We start from the raw sequence: 21,579 nt of genomic DNA on the forward strand, positions 1-21,579 counted from the left end.
AAAAATGAGAAAGATTTTAATAATTTTAAGTGTAGTATTTTGTAGTGTAAAAGTAACTGCACAAGAAATAGAGTTACCAACATATGTAAATCATTTAGCAGACAATCCGTTTGTAATCTCACCAACCTATGCAGGTATTGGTCCAGGTTTACAAATACGCTTAAATGGTGTAAGCCAATGGATAGGAGTTAAAGACGCACCAGACACACAATCATTAACTGTTGAAGCACGTATTGCAGATACTTTTGGAGGTGGTATTTCATTGTTTAATGATAGTAATGGATTTACCACTCATAAAGGAGCAAAATTATCGTTTGCAAGTCACTTAACATTAAGTGACTTTCACGATAGTTTCCTATCATTTGCATTAAGTTATAGTTTTATTCAATTTGGAATTGACACTTCAAATAGTAATGTAACAGATATTGAAGATGTACCTTCAATACAAGAAAATCATTCGAATTTCGATGTAGGTTTATTATACCGTTTTGAAAAATTTAGTATTACAGCGAATGTAGTGAACATATTAAATAGGGATATTAAAAATTTTAGAACAGGTGATCCTGAAGAGTTAAGAAAATATACTCTTTTTGCCTCTTATATTATGTCAAGAATAAGTAGAGATTATGAACTTGAACCTTCTATTTTGTACGAATATAGAGAAGCTACAGGGCGTTCTAAAACCGATGTAAACTTCAAAGCCAGAAAAGGTATTAGAGGAGGGTATGTTTGGGCAGGTTTAAGTTATACCTTCTTAAACGATCAGTTTTTTCAACCAAACGCCATTGCGCCATTATTTGGTTTAAAGAAAGATAATCTTTATTTGTCATACGGATTTAGTGTTAATATGAACAAAACACAAGACTTTAATTACGGTACACACATGATAACATTAGGTTTTGATTATGAAAGAAGACAAAGTTTAGCACGTTGTACACAAAAAATGATTATGTTCTAATATTTTTAAAGTATAAATTATTAAATCCTCAAGTGTTAGCTTGAGGATTTTCTTTTTCTTTGCATTAATGGAAAATAATAATGACACATCAATAAATCTTAACAAGTACATAAGTAGTACAGGCATCTGTTCACGTCGTGAAGCAGAACGATTTATTACTGAGGGTAGAGTAACTATAAATGGTAAACCTACACAGTTAGGAAATAGAGTGCATGAAGGAGATGTAGTGAAAATTGATGGAAAACCATTAAGAACTAAGCCTAAAACGATATATATAGCTTTAAATAAACCTGTAGGAATTGTTTGTACTACCGATAGCAAAGAGCGTAAAAATATCGTAAAATTTGTAGGGCATCCACAAAGATTATTTCCTATTGGACGTTTAGATAAACCCTCAGAAGGGTTAATTTTTTTAACCAATGATGGAGATATCGTAAATAAGATTTTACGTGCAGGGAACAATCATGAAAAGGAGTATATAGTTTCGGTAGATAAAACTTTTGATGAACGTTTTATGAAACGGATGAGTAACGGAATACCGATTTTAGGAACTGTTACCAAAAAATGTAAAGTAGAACGTGTTAATGATACCACCTTTAAGATAATATTAGTACAAGGTTTAAATCGTCAAATCCGACGTATGTGTGAATATTTAGGTTACAACGTAACAAAATTAAAACGCACACGTATTATGAATGTAACTTTAGGAAACCTGAAAGTAGGAGAATGGCGAGAGTTAACATCCAAAGAAATGGATGAAATAAATATACTTGTAGCAGGTTCGTCAAAAACGTACGAAACAACAGAAAAGAAGAGTCCTTCAACAGAAACTAAAAACAAAAATTTTCCTAAGAAGAACACAACACCTAATAAAAAAGGAGAATTTAAGAACAAGTTTGGGAGAAGAAGAAAGAATTAAAAATCAGTAATAAGAAACTTTTAACTTTCTACTTTTTAACATTCAACTTACATGCGTATCTTTGCCACTTATGCAATTTGACTTAAAAATAACCGATCCTAAAAGTAAAGCACGAGCAGGTGTTATTACTACCGATCACGGAACCATAGAAACTCCAATATTTATGCCTGTAGGTACAGTAGCTACAGTAAAAGGAGTACACCAATCAGAATTAAAAGAAGAGATAAATCCTGATATCATTTTAGGAAATACCTATCACTTATACTTACGCCCTCAAACCTCTATTTTAGAACAAGCAGGAGGCTTACATAAATTTATGAACTGGGATCGTAATATTTTAACTGATAGTGGAGGATATCAAGTATACTCGTTATCAGGAAGAAGAAAAATAAACGAAGAAGGGGTAAAGTTTAAAAGTCATATTGATGGATCAACTCATTTTTTTACTCCTGAAAATGTAATGGATACACAACGTACCATTGGAGCAGATATAATTATGGCTTTTGATGAGTGTACACCATACCCTTGCGATTATAACTACGCAAAACGATCTATGCACATGACACATCGTTGGTTAGATCGTTGTATAAAACATTTCAATAACACACCTCCAAAATACGGATACAATCAAACCTTATTTCCAATTGTACAAGGAAGTACCTACAAAGATTTACGTAAACAATCAGCAGAGTATATCGCAAATTCAGGGGCTGAAGGAAATGCAATAGGTGGGTTATCAGTTGGTGAACCAGCTGAAGAAATGTATGCAATGACTGAGGTTGTAACAGCAATTTTACCAGAAGATAAACCTCGTTATTTAATGGGGGTAGGTACACCAATCAACATTTTAGAGAATATTGCACTAGGAGTAGATATGTTCGACTGTGTAATGCCAACACGTAATGCTCGTAACGGAATGTTATTCACGGCACACGGTAGTATTAATATTAAAAATAAGAAGTGGGAAAACGATTTTTCTCCTATTGATGAAATGGGAATTACTTGGGTAGATACCATGTACTCAAAAGCCTATTTACGCCACTTATTTGCTTCAAGAGAAATGTTAGGAAAACAAATCGCTTCTATTCATAATTTAGGATTTTACTTATGGTTGGTACGTGAAGCACGTAAACATATTATAGCAGGAGATTTTGCCACGTGGAAAGACAAAATGGTAAAACAAATGGATAAACGTTTGTAACTTGAAAAAACTAGATTGGTACATATTAAAGCGTTATCTGGTAACTTTTTTGTTTACCTTATTAATTCTAATTCCTATTGCTGTAGCGATTGATATTGCTGAAAAAATAGATAAGTTTTTACGTCATGAAAACTTAACTTTTTTTGAGGTAGCGAATGATTATTATAAGAATTTTATTATTTACTACGCTAATACTTTCATGCCATTAGCGTTATTTATTGCAGTAATTTTATTTACTTCAAAATTGGCTAGTAATACTGAAATTATAGCCATAAATAGTTCTCAAGTATCATTTACTCGTTTTCTATATCCATACTTTATAGGAGCTTCTATTGTGTGTTTGGTAGCACTTTCAATGAATCACTTTTTTGTCCCTACTAGTAGTAAAACAAGAAAAGCATTTGAAAAAGAGTACCTTAAAAAGCAAAAATATTCAGATACTTCAATACAAGAGTTCAGTTTACAATTAAATGATAGTACTTATGTCTACTTACAGAGGTATAATTTAAAACGAAATTCAGGATATAACTTTTCAATAGATTTATACGATGGTATAAAACTAAAAAGTAAGTTGATGGCAGATAACATTAACTGGAATGAAAAGGATAGTACGTTTAAATTAAGTACATGGAAACTTCGAAAAATCTTTAAGGGAAGAGATAGTATTTTTTCAGGAAGAAGTATAGATACAACGTTCACTTTTACTCCTACCGATTTCAATTATAAAAACGTAATGGCTCAAGAAATGAATTCTCCAGAATTAATAAAATTCATTGATGTGTCTAGAAAAAGAGGAATCAAAAACTTAAATGCTTATTTAGTTGAATTATATAAACGTACTAGTTTGCCTATTGCTAGTTATATTTTAACCATGATTGCTGTTGCTTTAGCACATAAAAAAACTCGTGGAGGTATTGGAGCTAATTTGGCGATAGGAATCGCTGTAATGTTTATTTATGTGTTCTTTTTAAAAGTAGCAGAGGTATTAGGAGCAGTAGCGGGCGCTAATGCTTTGTTGAATGTTTGGGTACCAAATATTGTTTTTGGTCTATACGCTATTTACTTATATATAAATGCAAGGAGATAAATTAAGAAACTACCTACACCTACATTTAATCGTTTTTATTTGGGGATTTACAGCAATACTAGGAGCATTAATATCAATTGATGCTGTTCCGTTAGTTTGGTATCGAATGTTTTTAGCTGTTATTTTTATAGCACTGTATTTTTTAATCAGAAAAAAAACATTTAAAATTGAGAAGAAAGCATTGTTAAAGTTTGCTATTTCTGGAATAATTATAGCAGTGCATTGGATAACTTTTTTCAAGGCTATTAAAGTATCGAATGTATCAGTAGCATTAGTTACAATGAGTACAGGAGCTTTTTTTGCCTCGTTAATAGAACCTTTCTTCTTTAAGAGAAGAGTAAAGCTTATTGAGATTGTTTTAGGCTTACTCGTAATTGCAGGTTTGTATATTATATTCAATTTTGAAAGCCAATATACTTTAGGGATTGTTTATGCGTTAATATCGGCTTTTTTATCAGCATTGTTTTCAGTATTAAACGGATTATTTATCCAAAAGCATGATGCAAATACAATTTCCTTTTATCAATTACTGTTTGGTGTTTTAGGAGTAACATTATACATGTTATTTACGCAACAATTTTCAATAGAGTTTTTCCAAATTAAAACAAGCGATTGGATATATTTATTTGTGTTAAGTAGTATTTGTACAGCGTATGCTTTTATAGCTTCTGTTAAAGTGATGAAGTATTTAACACCCTATACAGTAATGCTTACAATCAATTTAGAGCCTATATACGCTATTATTTTAGCACTCATAATTTTTGGTGAAAAAGAACAAATGAATCCAGAGTTTTACTACGGTGCTTTCATAGTTTTATTTGTAGTGTTGCTTAACGGAGTTCTAAAAAACGCATCTTCCATAAAAAAGAAAATGATTAAAAAATAGTATTTTAAGAAATACGATCAAGGTAAACTGTACAATTTTTTAGTATGTTTGCCTTTACAAACGACTAACTATAAAATTAGAAAATCAAATTATATACAATAATGGAATATTTAGATTTTGAAATGCCAATTAAAGAACTACAAGATCAGTTGGCAAAATGTCAGATTATTGGAGAAGAAAGTGAAGTAGATGTAACGGAAACATGTAAAAAAATCGAAGAAAAATTAGAAAAAGCGAAGAAAGACATATATAAAAATTTAACTGCATGGCAACGTGTACAGTTATCTCGTCACCCAAATCGTCCGTATACATTAGATTATATCAAGGCGCTTTGTGGAGATACTTTTATGGAGTTACACGGAGATCGTAGTGTAAAAGATGATAAAGCCATGATAGGTGGTTTAGGTAAAATAGGAGACCAGTCTTTTATGTTTATAGGTCAGCAAAAGGGGTATAATACGAAAACGCGTCAGTATCGTAATTTTGGTATGGCAAACCCAGAAGGATACCGTAAAGCATTGCGTTTAATGCGTATGGCTGAAAAATTCGGAATTCCAGTTGTTACTTTTGTAGATACTCCAGGTGCTTACCCAGGATTAGAAGCTGAAGAACGTGGACAAGGAGAAGCAATTGCTCGTAATATTTTTGAAATGACTTACTTAAAAACTCCAATTATCACTATAATTATTGGAGAAGGGGCTTCGGGAGGAGCTTTAGGAATTGGAGTAGGAGACAGAGTATATATGTTAGAAAATTCATGGTATTCAGTTATTTCTCCTGAAAACTGTTCAACAATTTTATGGAGAAGCTGGGAGCAAAAAGAGAAGGCTGCTGAAGCGTTAAAGTTAACAGCTAAAGATGGAATGAAGCTTAATATAGTAGATGACATCATTAAAGAACCATTAGGAGGTGCTCATTCTGATAGACCAGCAACTTTCGAAGCTGTTAAAGAACAAATTTTAAAAACTTATAAAGAGTTAAATAAACTAACTGAAGCTGATTTAGTAGCTCAGCGTATGGAAAAATATGCAAATATGGGAGTATTTAAAGAATAGTCTTTAACATATCCTTAAAACAAATTAAAACTCGCCAATTGGCGAGTTTTTTATTGGTTACTATTTTTTACTAAAGTATTTGTTTGTCATATGAATATATATATCTAATTTTGCCGGTCGAAATGAGTAATGTATTCAATAAATATCTTTTTTTAGTAATATTCTTATTAAAAGGATGGTCTACATCGTATGCAGATTATGGTCAATTTAATAAGGGTATCTCGGTACCTGTATTAAATTCAGCCTGTGTACAAACTCAATTCATTACTCAAAATACAACATATAACTTAGTTTTTGACAAAAATCATCAAGATCCTGAAAGAGAAAATTATTTTGAAATCAACGAAGTTGAAGACAAAACTCAAGAAGAAGATGAAATAGACAGAAGCTTATCTAAGTTTGGTGGCTACTTTTCTGCCATTTTGCATGCTCAATTTTTTGAAAATCAACTTTGTGTAGTTAAAGAAAAAACACAAAGAAGTAAAGAGTATATTTTTACTTCTATTTTAAAATTGCATGTAAAACATCAAGTTTTTATAATTTGATGCACTCCTTTTTTTAAAGTAAAACCTAAGTGCTTTTATAGGTTATTATTTTAATTCTCAAAACTCAAGAAATCAATTAAATCTTTTGGGCAATCATTCTATGTGAATAATTGCGATGATTCTACGTGTTTGGTTGCCCATCCTACTAATTTTTTAAATACATATAAGAAAATGAAAAAAAGCTTCATTTTAATGAGCCTATTTGCGCTATTCACTCACGTTAGTTGCGAATCAAAAAAGGAATCTAAACACCCAGAAACAAAATTCCTTGTAACCAACCCAATTAAAAAAGACACCTCAATTACAAAAGACTATGTAAGCCAAATTCATGCTAGCCAGCATATAGAATTAAGAGCTTTAGAAAAAGGATATTTGAAACAAATATTTGTAGATGAAGGGCAACATGTAAAAAAAGGACAACGCATGTTTCAAATATCACCAAATGTGTATAAAGCAGATTTACAAAAAGCTACAGCAGAAGCAAAAGCAGCTGAAATTGAATATAAAAACACGCAATTATTAGCAGAGGGAAATGTTGTTTCTGAAAATGAATTGGCTTTAGCAAAAGCAAATTATGAAAAAGCATTAGCAGAAGTAGAGTTAGCTAAAACACATCTTGGTTTTACAAGTATAAAGGCTCCTTTTGATGGTTTAATGGATCACTTACATGCTAGGAATGGTAGTTTGTTAGATGAAGGAGAACTCCTAACAACACTGTCAGACAACAGTAAAATGTGGGTGTATTTTAATGTGCCAGAAACTGAATATTTAGACTACATAATGAGTCAAGATAAAGACAAGAAAAAAGAAGTAACACTTTTAATGGCAAATAACAAACCATTCAATCAAAAAGGAATAGTAGAAACGATTGAAGGAGAGTTTAACAATGAAACAGGAAATATTGCCTTTAGAGCAACTTTCCCAAATCCAGATGGAATTTTAAGGCATGGAGAAACAGGAAGTATTTTAATGAAAGTTCCTTATAAAGAAGCTCTAATCATTCCTCAAAAAGCAACTTTTGAAGTACTAGATAAAAAATATGTTTTTGTGGTAGATAAAAATAATACAGTAAAACAACGAGAAATTACTGTAGAGGCGGAATTACCACACTTATTTATAGTAGAAAATGGACTTACAGAAAACGATAAAATATTGTTAGAAGGAATTAGAATGGTAAAAGACCAACAAAAGATACATGTTGAGTTTGAAGAACCAAATGCAGTTTTGTCAAGTTTAGACTTGTATGCAGAGTAATTAAAATTAAAATTAACAAAACATGTTTAGTCAATTTATAAAAAGACCCGTACTAGCAATAGTTATTTCGGTAATGATTGTTTTTACAGGATTGTTAGCTATAAAACAGCTTCCTATTTCTCAGTTTCCACAAATTGCACCAACCACGGTAAACATATTTATAGCTTACCCAGGTTCAAGTGCAGATGTATTGGTAAACTCAACATTAATTCCCCTAGAAACAGCTATCAATGGAGTACAAGGAATGCGTTATATCGCTTCTGATGCAACAAGTGCAGGAGAAGGAACCCTACGTGTAATTTTTGAACCAGGTACAGATCCTAACCAAGCGGTAGTCAGGGTAAAAACAAGGGTAGATCAAGTAATGCCTTTATTACCTGAGTTAGTACAACGCGAGGGAGTAATTATTACTCCAGTACAACCAAGTATGTTAATGTATGTGAACCTTTTCAGTAAAGAAAAAAATAATGATGAAAAGTTCTTATACAACTATGCTTACACGAAAATGGTACCAGAAATTCAACGAATTGATGGTATTGCAAGTGCTCAAATTTTAGGAAGTAGAAAATATGCGATGAGAGTTTGGTTAAAACCAGACCGAATGAGAGCCTATAATATTTCTGCGGAAGAAATTTTAGAAGCGATGGAAGACCAAAGTATTTTGGCAAGACCTGGAAGATTGGGAAGAAGTTCAGGGATTAAATCACAATCACTAGAATATGTACTGACCTATCAAAACAGGTATAACGAACCAGATCAGTACAAAGACATTATTATTCGAGCAAATGATGAAGGAGAAATTTTAAAGCTAAAAGATGTTGCCGAAGTAAAATTAGGAAGTGAATTCTTCGATATTTACTCAAACTTAGATGGGCATCCATCAGCATCTATTGTTTTAAAACAAACCTTTGGAAGTAATGGTAGTGATGTAATAGAATCGGTAAAAGAAAAACTAAAAGAATTAAAAGAAGATCTACCACCAGGGATTGATTTTCAAATTAGTTATGACGTTTCTAACTTCTTAGACGCCTCTATAGAACAAGTAATACATACACTTAGAGATGCTTTTATTTTAGTAGCTATCGTGGTATTCCTATTCTTGGGAGATTTACGATCAACCTTAATTCCAATTATAGCAGTACCAGTATCCTTAATCGGAGCTTTCTTTATAATGCAGCTTTTTGGGCTTTCAATAAACTTAATTACCCTGTTTGCATTAGTGTTAGCCATTGGTATTGTAGTAGATGATGCTATTGTAGTTGTAGAAGCAGTCCATTTAAAAATGGAGAAAGAACATCTAACACCTTATCAAGCATCTAAAGCAGCATTAGGAGAAATAGGAGGTGCCATTTTAGCAATTACATTTGTTATGGTTTCTGTATTTGTGCCAATTTCATTTATGACAGGACCGGTAGGAGTTTTCTACAGACAGTTCTCTATAACAATGGCGGGATCTATCATTATTTCAGCAGTGGTAGCATTAACATTAACACCAGTATTGTGTGCAATGATGTTGAAGAACAACCACGGAAAAGAAAGAAAAAAATCAATAGTAGATAAATTTATTGATTGGTTTAACAAAGGGTTTGAAAAGCTTACAGGAAGATATGTAAAAGTGTTACACAGAATCGTAGCACGAAGAATGTTAACCTTTGGAGTATTACTAGCTTTCTGTGCAGGAATATTTATTACCAATAAAACATTACCAGCAGGTTTTATTCCTAGTGAAGACCAAGGAATGATTTACGCAATCATTCAAACACCACCAGGTGCTACCTTAGAACGTACAAACGAAGTAGCAAGAAAACTACAACAAATTTGTGAAGAAACTGAGGGAGTAGAGTCAGTTTCATCTTTAGCAGGATATGAAATTATGACCGAAGGTAGAGGGTCAAACGCAGGTACCTGTTTAATTAACTTGAAACCATGGTCAGAACGTCATCATTCAGTTCATGAAATCATGGAAGAACTAGAAGAAGAAACTAAAGACTTAGGAGCGGTTATAGAATATTTTGAACCACCAGCAGTACCAGGTTTTGGATCTTCAGGAGGATTCTCAATGCGTTTATTAGATAAAACAAACTCAACAGACTACCACGAGTTTGAACGTATCAATAACAAATTCATGGAGTCGTTATCAAAACGAAAAGAGCTTACAGGGTTATTTACTTTTTATTCTGCAAACTATCCGCAGTACGAATTAAAAATCGACAATAAAAAAGCGATGCAAAAAGGAGTGACCATTGGTAAAGCCATGGAAAACCTAAACATTTTAATAGGTAGTACCTATGAACAAGGTTTTATTCGTTTTGGTAGATTCTTTAAAGTATATACACAAGCAGCACCAGAATACAGAAGAATTCCTTCAGATTTAGAAAAACTATATGTTAAAAATGAAGAGGGAGAAATGGTGCCTTATTCAGCGTTCATGAGTTTAGAAAAAAAACTAGGACCTAATGAGATAACACGATACAATTTATATAATTCAGCAGCTATTAGAGGATTACCAGCACCAGGATACACAAGTGGAGATGCTATTAACGCAATTAAAGAAGTAGCAGCAAAAGAATTACCAAGAGGTTATGATGTAGCTTGGGAAGGACTTACCTATGATGAAGCAAGAAGAGGTAATGAATCAGTGTATATTTTCATCATTGTATTAGCCTTTGTATATTTTGTATTAGCAGCACAATATGAAAGCTTTATACTGCCATTAGCTGTGATTTTATCACTTCCAGTAGGAGTGTATGGGTCATTTACACTATTAAAATTAATGGGCTTAGCTAATGACGTATATGCACAAATTGGTATAATAATGCTGGTCGGTTTATTAGGTAAAAATGCAGTGTTAATTGTAGAATTTGCGGTACTAAAACGAAGTCAGGGAGCTACAATTTTTGAAGCAGCTATTGAAGGAGCTAAAGAACGATTCAGACCAATTTTAATGACTTCATTTGCATTTATCGCAGGGTTAATACCGTTAGTTATAGCTCACGGAGCAGGAGCTATAGGTAACAGAACTATTGGTGGATCGGCTTTAGGAGGAATGTTAATAGGTACAATTTTCGGAGTTTTAATTATACCAGGTCTCTATTACATATTTGCTAAAATGAGTGATGGAAGAAGCTTAATTAAAGACGAATCGAGCGAACCAGTTTCTGAAGAATTTATAAGAATAAATGAAGTTGAAGGAAGTAAAACAAAAGCTAAAATAGCAGAGCTTAAAAAACTTCTAAAGAAAATAATTAAAAGAGAAAACAATGAAAACTAAACAAAGAAGTTTATTTGTAATAAAAAAAGCACACTTTTTAAGTGTGCTTACCCTCTTAGTTTTGTGCTCTTGTGTATCAAATCAAGTAGTAAGAGAAGAAAATAAGGCGGTACCAGAGAATTTTAAGAACCAACCTGCAGATTCATTAAATACAGCTACTATTAAATGGCGTGACTTTTTTTCAGACTCACATTTAATTTCTCTGATAGATACAGCTTTATCAAACAACCAAGAGTTGAACATAATGTTACAACAAGTAGCTATTTCAAAAAATAATATCAAGGCAAAAAAAGGTGAGTATTTACCATTTGTAAATATGTATGCCGGGGCAGAAGTAGAAAAGGTAGGGAAGTATACTAGAAATGGAGCCGTTGAAGAAAATTTAAATATTCGCGAAGATGAAAAATTTCCAGAGCCATTAACTGATTTTTCAATAGGACTTTCTGCTTCATGGGAGTTAGATGTTTGGAAGAAGTTACGAAATGAGAAGAAAGCAGCAGTACTAGAATACTTAGCTAGTGTTGAAGGAAAAAACTTTATGGTAACTAATTTGGTTTCAGAAATTGCAAATTCATATTACGAATTAGTAGCATTAGATAATGAATTATCTATGGTTTCACAAAACTTAGAAATTCAAAAAAATGCATTGCAAATGGTGAAGCTTCAAAAACAAGCAGCAAGAACAACTGAATTGGCAGTACGTAGGTTTGAAGCGAGTGTACTTAAAAACCAAAGTTACTTATATGAACTTCAACAAGAGATAGTAGAAACTGAAAATAAAATTAACTTTTTAGTAGGAAGATACCCACAACCTATAGAAAGAAACTCAGATAATTTTATAGATAAACCTATTGAAGGAGTAAAAGCAGGAATTCCATCACAACTGTTACAAAACAGACCCGATTTAAGGAGAGCTGAATACGAACTAGCAGCAGCCAAATTAAATACTAAAATAGCACGAGCTAATTTTTATCCATCAATCGGTATAAAAGCAGGAGTAGGGTTACAAGCATTTAAACCTAAGTTTTTAACATCAACACCAGAATCGTTAGTGTATTCTTTAGCAGGTGATATTGTAGGGCCTTTAATCAATAGAAATGCTATAAAAGCAGCTTATAAAACAGCCAACAATAAACAATTACAAGCTGTTTACGAATACGAAAGAACTATTTTAAATGCGTATTTAGAAGTAGCGAACGAGCTTTCGAAAATTGATAACTTGAAAAACAGTTATGATTTAAAAAAGCAACAAGTAGAAGCGTTAAACGAATCTATAGACCTTTCAATTCGTCTGTTTAAATCGGCAAGGGCAGAATATACAGAAGTGTTGTTAACGCAAAGAGAAGCATTAGAATCTAAAATTGAAATTATAGAAACTAAAAGAGATCAATTATTAGCAAACGTAAAAGTATATAAAGCCTTAGGAGGAGGCTGGAACTAATTTTTTCATTCGTTATTAAATATTAATTGTTGTTAAAGTGGTAGTTTTATTAACTATCCAAAAGACTCGCTAACTGGCGAGTCTTTTTTTAGTAATAGATTTTCTATTGTACAATCTAGGGTTTTTCAATACTTTTCAAGTACCTTCGTAATACCTCATAAAAAGAGATTGTAATATCATAATTCAATGAGTAAAGAAGAGTTAGCTATAAAAACCACCTATTTTAGTATTCTTAGTAATGCTAGTTTAGCAATTATTAAAGGATTAGCAGGTATTTTTGGAAACTCATACGCATTAATAGCAGATGCAATTGAATCTACTACCGATATTTTTTCTTCGCTTTTAGTGTTATTAGGTTTGAAATATGCGAAAAGACCCGCAGATAAAAACCATCCGTACGGACACGGAAAAATAGAACCTTTAATAACCTTTGTAGTAGTAGCCTTTTTGGTAACTTCAGCTACAGTTATAGCCTATGAAAGTATACAGAATATCCAAACACCACACAAAACTCCGAAACCATGGACTTTACTCGTTTTAGGGGCAATTATTATTTGGAAAGAAATATCTTTTCAAGTGGTTATCAGAAAAAGTAAAGAAACTAATAGTTCTTCCTTAAAAGCAGATGCGTGGCACCATCGAAGTGATGCAATTACTTCTGTAATGGCATTTATAGGAATTTCTATAGCACTTATTTTTAAAGAAGGTTATGAAACAGCTGATGATTGGGCAGCTTTATTGGCTTCGTTTTTTATTCTATACAATAGTTATCTAATTTTCAGACCAGCGCTGGGTGAAATAATGGATGAACATGTATATGATGATTTGATAGAAGAAATAAGAGAGAAATCTATGGAAGTAGCAGGTGTTTTAGGAACAGAAAAATGCTTTGTTCGTAAAGCAGGAATGAAATATCATGTAGATTTACATGCCATTGTAAACAGTACCATTACAGTAAAAGAAGGACATGAAATTGCTCATAAATTAAAAGACTATTTAAGAGAAAAACTCCCAAACTTAGGTCATGTTTTAATTCATATAGAGCCTAGTGAATACTAATCATAAATATTCTCCATATTGGATATTAAACCCTTTAACGAATAACATAACTATTAAGACTTATGGATAATGGAGCTTTTTTTCGCCTGAAGAAGTTATTGAAGGACAGTCTCCTTTAAGTAAGTTAGGAGAGGAATTTTTTAGAATGGCGCATAATATGGTAAGTCTTTATGACCATAATTTGTGGATTTTTAGTAATAAAGAGTTTGATCATAATAACTGCTATAGGTTTTCTAGAGTTTTAAAAGCAGTGTCAGAAGCGTTTTGTAATTCATACCTTTCTCCACCAGGAGTTATTATTATGTTAAGTAATGGAGATGTAGTAGAGCAACCATCAACTCCAAGTAATAAAAATACTTCTGGAAGTGAGAATTTGACAGATGAAAAATTGATAAGAGTTTTAGATGTTACTGAAAGAATTTATGAACTAAACTTAGTTGATTATTTAGATGTTTTCGAATACCTGAGTGAAATTAAAAAAACTAGTTTATTTATTAGTGAACTGGCTTTGTGGTCTTTTGTAGAACAACATTGGAAGGGTGAAAAAAAGAATAACAATGAATTAGCTGAAAGTTTAAAGAGATTAAGAGCTATAGTATATGATAGAAAAGATCCAGATTATGTAGAGTTTAAAGAAAAATTTAAAATTTTTATCGAAAGAACAAAAGGGAAGAAGGAAAATTTATCAGATATGAGAAATCTTTTAGCTCACGGAACTTTCTTTAAACAAAAAAATAATTGGGATAATAGGCAATGGAGTCTATTTGTTGAAATTCATGAGTTCCTTTTTAATATGGTGCTTCTAGGTCTTGAAAAGGAAATAGAAACAGTTTAATTCTTGTATAATAAAAAAGCTTTAAACATAATGTTTAAAGCTTTTTTATTATTTATTGATAATATATCTTTATTCGTGTAACTTAAAGTTAATAGGAATATAATATTCTACGTTAGCGGATTTTCCGTTGTGTTTAGCTGGTATAAAAGTAGGAAGATTAGCTACCATTTTCTTAGCCTCTTGCTCTAATAATTGTCCGTTTTCAGGTCCCTTCATTTTAATGTTAGAAACATCACCGTTTTTATCGATAATAAAACGAACCCAAACTCTACCTTCAATATTTTGTTCAGCAGCTCCAGCAGGATAATTAAAGTTTCTTTGAATATGGCTAATCATTCTTTCATTAAAACAGTTTAATTTTTGCATATCAGCTACTTTTGTACAAGCTTTAAACTGAGGTATACTTTGCACTTCAGCAAACTTTACAAAGTCAGTAATTTCTCTTTCTTTAATAACTTTCGTATTTTTAACTACAGAAGTTTTGTTTACGTTTGTAGTCTTCGTATTTGAAGCACCTGGAGCTTTAAAAGTAATTGGAACTCCGTATTTTACTTTTACATTTTTTCCGTTGTGTTTACCAGGAATAAACTTAGGAAGGTTGTTAATAATTCTACTAGCTTCTTTCTCTAAAGATTCTCCTCCTTCAGGTCCACGCATTAATATGCTTTCTACATCACCTTGTTCATTAATTGTAAACTGAACTAAAACTCTTCCTTGAATTCCTGCATCTAAGGCTTCTTGTGGGTAGTTGAAGTTTTTTACAATGTGTTTGGTCATGTTAGTTTCAAAACACTTAGCTTGTTTAATTAAAGGCACATTATTACATTTATCAAACAACGGAATTTCTTCAACTAAATTAAAAGGAATTTTTTCAATAGTTGCAGAGTTATCTTCAAGTTCTAATTTACCAACTAGTAAAGAATTCTTTTTAATATCCGCTACTTTTTGAGAAGAATTAATTCCTCCAATAGCAGATACTGCTTCTTTATTCTTACGAACAACACGTCTCCTTGTTGATACTTCAATAGATAATTGTTTTCCTGCACCATTATCGGTGTCTTCAACTGCACATTTGGTTATACTGTTTGGATCAGCTACCGTTTCGTCAGGAGTAGTACATACTTCTTGACCTACAGCTGCTAAAGAAAGTAACATAGCAGCTACTACTGAGGGGAGTTTTTTCATCATTGTGCTCTATTTTAAAGGTTTGGTAAGTTAAATTAATGTTAACCAACGCGGTAAATTTAACAAAAAAAAAAGTAATTCCAAAATTATTTTGAAATTACTAATAAGAGCAGATGTTTTTAATTGTAAAAAGGTTATTTTTTAGGAACTTTAAAAATTATAGGTAATGCGTATTTTACATTTACGGTTTTACCTTTGTGGGTTCCTGGAATAAATTTAGGAAGAGTAGAGATTAATCTATTAGCTTCTTCTTCTAAGATTTCAGTATTTTTTGGTCCTTTTTCTTTAATATCAAATACATTTCCTTCTTTATCGATAGTAAATTGAACAAGCACTTTTCCTTCAATTCCTTTAGAAATAGCTTCTTTAGGGTAATCAAAATTTCTTACAATATGTTCAATCATTTCTTTTTCAAAACATTTTGATTGTTGTAAGATAGGTTTCTTTTTACAGTCTTTAAATAAAGGAATTTGCTCAACAAGATGAAAAGGAACTTTTTCAATAGTAGTTAAGATATCTTCTTCAATATTTAATTTTTCAACTAGTAACTCTTTGTTTTTTAAGTTTTTAACCTCATTAGGAGTTGCCGTTGAAATAGTATTAACTTTTCTTAATTTTCTATGTCTTCGCCTAGTAGAAATTTCTTTAATTTCTTCTGATTCTAGAGATTCTTTTACATCGTTTATAGAGCATTTAGTAATGCTAATAGTGTTAAGATCTTGAACTTGATCTTTAGATGTTTCACATTTTTCTTGTGAGTAAGAAAGAGAAATGTATAAAAATAGACATACTTTTAAAATAAGCTTCATCCTAGATTTTATAAGGGGTTTGAGTTGCAAAAATAAAATTATATAGAATTAAATTAATATAGCGAGATGTTAATTTAATATTAAGTTTATAGGGAATGAATAAGTAACATTCACTGGTATTCCCTTTTCTTTACCAGCTGAAAATTGTGGAAGTTTATTTATAATTCTATTAATTTCATCTGTTATAATTTCACTGCGCTTAGAACTAACTACTTGAATGTTTTTTGGATTTCCATAAATATCAATGGTAAATTGAATTAAGATTCTACCACGTATACCTTCTTGAGAAAAAACTTCAGGATAATAATTTTTTAAAAAATGCTTTTGCATATTATCCTTAAAACATTTTTTAGCGTCCTGTCCTATGCTATTTTCACAATTAGGAAATAAAGGAACTTCCTCTACAACCGAAAATAAAACTTCTTTGGTTTGTGTCGTTAAAGTGTTTTTTAAAGTTAGATCATTATTGGTGGTAATTATAGTTACATTAGAATTAGCATTAAGGTTAGATTGATTTTCTTGAGCTTGTTTTCTAACTTTTTTAATTCTATTTCTAGCTGTTAATGTTCTTGTGTTCTTCTGAGGCAATTTTTGGGCTTCATCAGTAACGTCACATTTATTAACACTAATAATGTTTAAATCAATCGTATTGTCTTCAGGAGCTGTACAAACTTCTTGAGAAAATATTGTTTGAGATATAATAAAATAAGTAATTAAAAGTAGTCTTGTTTTCATATAGCATTAAGAAGTAGTTTAGTGTTGTAAAAGTCATTCTTTTTTACCTTTTACTTCTTAAGGAATTATGATAAATCTATTAAATAAAGTTTCTTTTAATGTTATGAATGTTAATTAAATATAAACAAGAATTAAAAGAAAAACCTCTTCATGGTTAGTGAAGAGGTTTTAAAGTTTTGAGAAGTAAATAGTTACTTTACATTCATTAATTCTACGTCAAAAATTAAGGTTGCATTTGGAGGAATTACTCCACCAGCTCCTTGTGCACCGTATGCTAAGTCAGAAGGAATTACTAAACGAGCTTTATCACCCACTTTTAATAATTGAATACCTTCATCCCAACCAGAAATTACTTGACCGACACCGATAGCAAAATCGATAGGTTGTTTACGTTTGTATGATGAATCAAATACAGTTCCGTCTAATAACTGACCTTTGTAGTGTACAGAAACCATAGCTCCTTTAGTAGCTTGTTTTCCGTCTCCGTTTTGTAAGATTTTATAACGTAATCCGCTTGGAGTTTCATCGTATCCAGCCGCAACAGAATCTAATAATTCTTTTTGTTTAGCTTTTGCTTCAGCTTCACGTTTTTCACGAGCACCTTCAAAAGTTCTAAAAGCTTCTACAGCGTTCCATTTTTCAGCTACTTCACCTACACGGATAATTTCAACATCCATAGTGTCTTCTTGCTCAACAGCGTCAACAACATCTTGTCCTTCAATAACACTTCCAAAAACAGTATGTTTTCCGTCTAACCAAGGAGTAGCAACATGTGTTATAAAAAATTGAGAACCATTAGTTCCTGGTCCTGCATTTGCCATTGATAATTTTCCTGGAGCGTCGTGCTTTAATTCAGGGTGAATTTCATCATCAAATTTATAACCAGGGTTTCCTGTTCCTGTTCCTTGAGGGCAACCACCTTGAATCATAAAGTCAGCAATTACACGGTGAAACTTTAAACCATTATAATAAGGAGTTCCTTGTGGTTTTGCTGAGTTTTCTAAGTTTCCTTCTGCTAAAGCAACAAAGTTACCTACAGTTCCAGGGGTTTTCTCGTATTCTAAGTTTACTAAAATATCACCTTTTGGAGTGGTGAACTTTGCATAAATTCCGTTATCCATTTTTCTCTTATTTATATATGAAACTACTTTTTCCGAAGAAAAAGCAAAGTTAGTTCTTTACAGACAAAGTTGAAAGGTTAAAGCTTAAACCTATGTTAATATTGTTTGAGTTTACATTGCCAAAAGGAGAATAATATCTACCCCCAGAAGCAATTATAGAAACTTGATTTGTTACATCGTAACTTAAGCCAAGAGTAGGGCGTGTAATAATTCCTTCATCGGTATCTACGCCAGCACCTCCACCAGCACCTGCCATAATCTCTAAAAATCCTCTCATTCTATCATTAAAAAAACGAGGACTGTAAATACCACCACCTACCAATCCGTGGGCATAACCACCTGAGCGACCATCATACGCAAAACCTGCCTCACCAGCAATGTAGAGCCATTTGTTTAAATCGTAGTTTATCTTTAAACCTATTAACTGTAAATCGACAGTATATCTATTATCAGGTGAATCGAATTTAGCAACGTCAAAATAGGTTTGATTTTGTACTTCAAAACGTAATCCTTGAGTGTGATAAGTCTCATTTTCTTCCGAAGAAGTTCCGCCGTTCAATCCGAAATATTTCAGACCGAAACCGTAGGTGTAGGCTTCTAAATCACCAGCTATTGCACGATAATATCCACCATGACCACTAATAGCAATATTTTTAAATATTTTTAAATCGATTCCGGCAGAAGGATAAATCATTAATCCGCCTTCAGGAGCCACACGACCACCAGCAGCACCAATTCCTAATTTTCCGAAGATATTAATGTATTTTGATTGGTATGGATGATATCCAGCACCAACAAATAAATCCATAAAACCAGCGCGTAAACCTTTATAAATAGCATCAGTATGAGCAAATAAGAAGGTGTTTTCGTTCAAATATTTTTGATACTCAAAACCGATAACATATAATGTTTCTGTAAGAGGTTCTTGATTATTGGTGTCATCTTTCCTAGAATTACCAATAGGTTTAAAGAAATCAAAACGGACTTGTTGTACATTTTTTACTGCAGGTTTGCTCCAAAAACTATCTGGAGAAAGATTGTCTGCTACAAATTTTTGATGCGCTTTATCGTAGTCAGTAAAACGTAAAATACTTGGTATTTCTACAAAGAATGAAACCGAATTACTTTTAATCTCTCCAGAGTAAAAATTAACATGACTGTATTGTATTCCTAAGGAGTAATCGTTCTTTTTGTATTGTAATCCAATATTCGGATTGATAAATCCTCCATCGTTTACCAAGTAGCGATACCCACCACCACCACCAAAATGGAAGTTAGCATCTAGGTATATGTTTTTATATAACTGTTTGTTAATTCCTAATTCAGCACCTAACGTAAATAATCCTCCTTGATCTCCTGTTACTGCAAAATGGAAAGCAGCCCCACCATACAGCCAATCGTTAATAGGAATTTGATAGTGCAAACCAGTTAGTCCCATTGTTGGTTTTAAGCTAGGAAATTCATCCGTAGGCATTTCAACAGGAATAAAATTCAAACGAACTTTATTATGTAATTCTTTTCCTTGTAAACTCGATAAACTCTCTTGACTGTGTATTGAGGAAAAAGAGAAAAAAGAGAAAAGAAAAAATACTATGTAGTGTTTTTTAGAATTCACTAGTGAAATGTAATTTTACCGTTGGATATTTGCTCTGTGTCATTTGAATTGTAAACGGTGAATCAGCTAAAAATACTAACTGACCTTGTTTGTCTTTAGCTAAATAACGTTGCTTTACACGTTTAAATTCTTTGAATTCCTCATTTTTTGGATCTTCTGGTTGAACCCAACAAGCTTTGTGTACAGCAATATTTTCATAAGAACATTTAGCTCCGTATTCATGCTCTAAACGATATTGAATTACCTCATACTGTAAAGCTCCCACAGTTCCTACAATCTTACGTCCGTTCATTTCCATCGTAAATAACTGAGCAACCCCTTCATCCATTAATTGGTCTAAACCTTTGTATAGTTGTTTAGCTTTCATTGGGTCAGCATTGTTTACATAACGGAAATGTTCTGGAGAGAAACTAGGAATTCCTTTAAAGTTTAATTGTTCTCCTTCAGTTAAGGTATCACCAATTTTAAAATTTCCTGTATCGTGTAAACCAACAATATCTCCAGGGAAAGATTCTTCAACGATTTCTTTCTTTTCAGCAAAAAATGCGTTAGGACTGGAAAACTTTACTTTCTTACCGTTACGAACATGTAAGTAAGGAGTATTTCTTTTAAAAGTTCCAGAAACAATCTTCACGAAAGCTAAACGATCACGGTGTTTAGGATCCATATTTGCATGAATCTTAAATACGAATCCAGTTAGTTTTTCTTCTTTTGAATCAACTAAACGTTCTTCTGCTTGTTTTGGTTGTGGGTTTGGAGCAATATCAATAAAGCAATCTAATAATTCCTTCACTCCAAAGTTGTTTAAAGCGGAACCAAAGAAAACAGGCTGTAAATCTCCATTTACATAAGCTTCTTGATCAAAGTCTGGATATACTTCATTCACTAATTCTAATTCCTCACGAAGTGTATTTGCAGAATTTTCTCCAACAATTTTATCTAGCTCAGGATTATCTATATCATCAAATTCAACACCTTCAGAAATGGTTTGTTTATTGTCTCCAGAAAAGATGTTTAATTTCTTTTCCCAAATATTATAGATTCCTTTAAAATCGTATCCCATTCCGATAGGGAAACTTAAAGGAGTTACTTTTAAACCTAATTTTTGCTCAACTTCATCTAATAAATCAAAAGCATCTTTTCCTTCACGGTCTAACTTGTTAATGAAAACAATCATTGGAATTTTACGCATACGACAAACCTCTACTAATTTTTCGGTTTGTTCCTCAACCCCTTTTGCAACATCAATAACTACAATAACACTATCAACCGCAGTTAAAGTTCTAAAGGTATCTTCAGCAAAATCCTTGTGACCAGGTGTATCAAGAATGTTTATTTTTTTGTCTTTATAAATGAAAGCTAATACAGAAGTGGCTACCGAGATACCACGTTGGCGTTCAATTTCCATAAAATCGGAAGTAGCTCCTTTTTTAATTTTGTTATTTTTTACCGCACCAGCTTCTTGAATTGCTCCACCAAAAAGTAATAACTTTTCAGTTAGGGTAGTTTTACCAGCATCGGGGTGTGATATAATTCCGAATGTACGTCTCTTCTGTATTTCTTCTAAAAAACTCATCTATAAATTTTAAGGTTGCAAAGATAC

Annotated in this window: 18 protein-coding genes; 12 read left to right on the forward strand and 6 right to left on the reverse strand. The window is 32.1% G+C overall.

Annotation, left to right across the window (positions count from 1 at the left end):
- Positions 1-4: 4 nt before the first annotated feature.
- The 12 genes from N534_RS0102735 to N534_RS0102790 all read left to right on the forward strand — a co-directional run bounded on the left by N534_RS0102735 (position 5) and on the right by N534_RS0102790 (position 14,511).
- Complete coding sequence (locus tag N534_RS0102735) at positions 5-958, forward strand: type IX secretion system membrane protein PorP/SprF (RefSeq protein WP_028891012.1); 954 nt, start codon at positions 5-7, stop codon at positions 956-958.
- Positions 959-1,025: 67 nt separating this feature from the next.
- Entirely contained in the window at positions 1,026-1,877 is an 852-nt protein-coding gene (rluF, locus tag N534_RS14325) for a 23S rRNA pseudouridine(2604) synthase RluF (RefSeq protein ID WP_038005244.1), read from the forward strand.
- Between the two features lie 70 nt (positions 1,878-1,947).
- Complete coding sequence (gene tgt, locus N534_RS0102745; RefSeq protein WP_028891013.1) at positions 1,948-3,078, forward strand: tRNA guanosine(34) transglycosylase Tgt; 1,131 nt, start codon at positions 1,948-1,950, stop codon at positions 3,076-3,078.
- Position 3,079: 1 nt separating this feature from the next.
- Positions 3,080-4,165, forward strand: a complete 1,086-nt coding sequence (locus tag N534_RS0102750) for an LptF/LptG family permease (RefSeq protein ID WP_028891014.1) — start codon at positions 3,080-3,082, stop codon at positions 4,163-4,165.
- Entirely contained in the window at positions 4,152-5,051 is a 900-nt protein-coding gene (locus N534_RS0102755) for a DMT family transporter (RefSeq protein ID WP_028891015.1), read from the forward strand. Before N534_RS0102750 ends, N534_RS0102755 begins: the two co-directional genes overlap by 14 nt.
- A gap of 101 nt (positions 5,052-5,152) precedes the next feature.
- Complete coding sequence (locus tag N534_RS0102760; RefSeq protein WP_028891016.1) at positions 5,153-6,106, forward strand: acetyl-CoA carboxylase carboxyltransferase subunit alpha; 954 nt, start codon at positions 5,153-5,155, stop codon at positions 6,104-6,106.
- A 122-nt stretch (positions 6,107-6,228) separates the two neighbouring features.
- Complete coding sequence (locus tag N534_RS0102765; protein ID WP_028891017.1) at positions 6,229-6,651, forward strand: hypothetical protein; 423 nt, start codon at positions 6,229-6,231, stop codon at positions 6,649-6,651.
- A 171-nt stretch (positions 6,652-6,822) separates the two neighbouring features.
- Positions 6,823-7,905: an efflux RND transporter periplasmic adaptor subunit gene (locus tag N534_RS0102770; protein ID WP_028891018.1), complete on the forward strand. Its 1,083-nt coding sequence runs from the start codon at positions 6,823-6,825 to the stop codon at positions 7,903-7,905.
- Between the two features lie 22 nt (positions 7,906-7,927).
- Positions 7,928-11,176 carry an efflux RND transporter permease subunit gene (locus N534_RS0102775; RefSeq protein ID WP_028891019.1) on the forward strand — a complete coding sequence of 1,083 codons (3,249 nt, stop codon included), beginning with the start codon at positions 7,928-7,930 and terminating at the stop codon, positions 11,174-11,176.
- A complete protein-coding gene (locus N534_RS0102780) occupies positions 11,166-12,617 on the forward strand; it encodes a TolC family protein (protein WP_028891020.1) in 1,452 nt (483 codons plus the stop codon). The genes N534_RS0102775 and N534_RS0102780 overlap by 11 nt, the downstream gene beginning before the upstream one ends.
- Positions 12,618-12,803: 186 nt before the next feature.
- On the forward strand, positions 12,804-13,676 hold the full coding sequence (locus N534_RS0102785; protein ID WP_028891021.1) for a cation diffusion facilitator family transporter: 873 nt from the start codon (positions 12,804-12,806) through the stop codon (positions 13,674-13,676).
- A 157-nt stretch (positions 13,677-13,833) separates the two neighbouring features.
- On the forward strand, positions 13,834-14,511 hold the full coding sequence (locus N534_RS0102790) for a hypothetical protein (RefSeq protein ID WP_231517296.1): 678 nt from the start codon (positions 13,834-13,836) through the stop codon (positions 14,509-14,511).
- Between the two features lie 69 nt (positions 14,512-14,580).
- Here the strand turns inward: N534_RS0102790 and N534_RS14970 are convergent, their stop codons facing one another.
- From N534_RS14970 to N534_RS0102820, 6 genes are all read right to left on the reverse strand, one after another.
- Positions 14,581-15,699, reverse strand: coding sequence for an energy transducer TonB (locus tag N534_RS14970; protein WP_081728266.1), 1,119 nt, complete (start codon positions 15,697-15,699; stop codon positions 14,581-14,583).
- A gap of 131 nt (positions 15,700-15,830) precedes the next feature.
- Positions 15,831-16,505: an energy transducer TonB gene (locus N534_RS14975; RefSeq protein WP_051435826.1), complete on the reverse strand. Its 675-nt coding sequence runs from the start codon at positions 16,503-16,505 to the stop codon at positions 15,831-15,833.
- Between the two features lie 69 nt (positions 16,506-16,574).
- Entirely contained in the window at positions 16,575-17,240 is a 666-nt protein-coding gene (locus N534_RS14980) for an energy transducer TonB (RefSeq protein WP_051435827.1), read from the reverse strand.
- Between the two features lie 191 nt (positions 17,241-17,431).
- The gene (locus N534_RS0102810) at positions 17,432-18,361 is read right to left on the reverse strand and encodes a peptidylprolyl isomerase (protein ID WP_028891023.1); all 930 of its coding nucleotides are present in this window, start codon (positions 18,359-18,361) and stop codon (positions 17,432-17,434) included.
- Positions 18,362-18,410: 49 nt separating this feature from the next.
- On the reverse strand, positions 18,411-19,976 hold the full coding sequence (locus N534_RS0102815; protein WP_038005249.1) for a hypothetical protein: 1,566 nt from the start codon (positions 19,974-19,976) through the stop codon (positions 18,411-18,413).
- Entirely contained in the window at positions 19,966-21,552 is a 1,587-nt protein-coding gene (locus N534_RS0102820; RefSeq protein WP_028891025.1) for a peptide chain release factor 3, read from the reverse strand. The genes N534_RS0102815 and N534_RS0102820 overlap by 11 nt, the downstream gene beginning before the upstream one ends.
- Positions 21,553-21,579: the final 27 nt, after the last annotated feature.

This window comes from Tenacibaculum sp. 47A_GOM-205m (assembly GCF_000518405.1).
GTDB classification, from domain to species: domain Bacteria; phylum Bacteroidota; class Bacteroidia; order Flavobacteriales; family Flavobacteriaceae; genus Polaribacter; species Polaribacter lutimaris.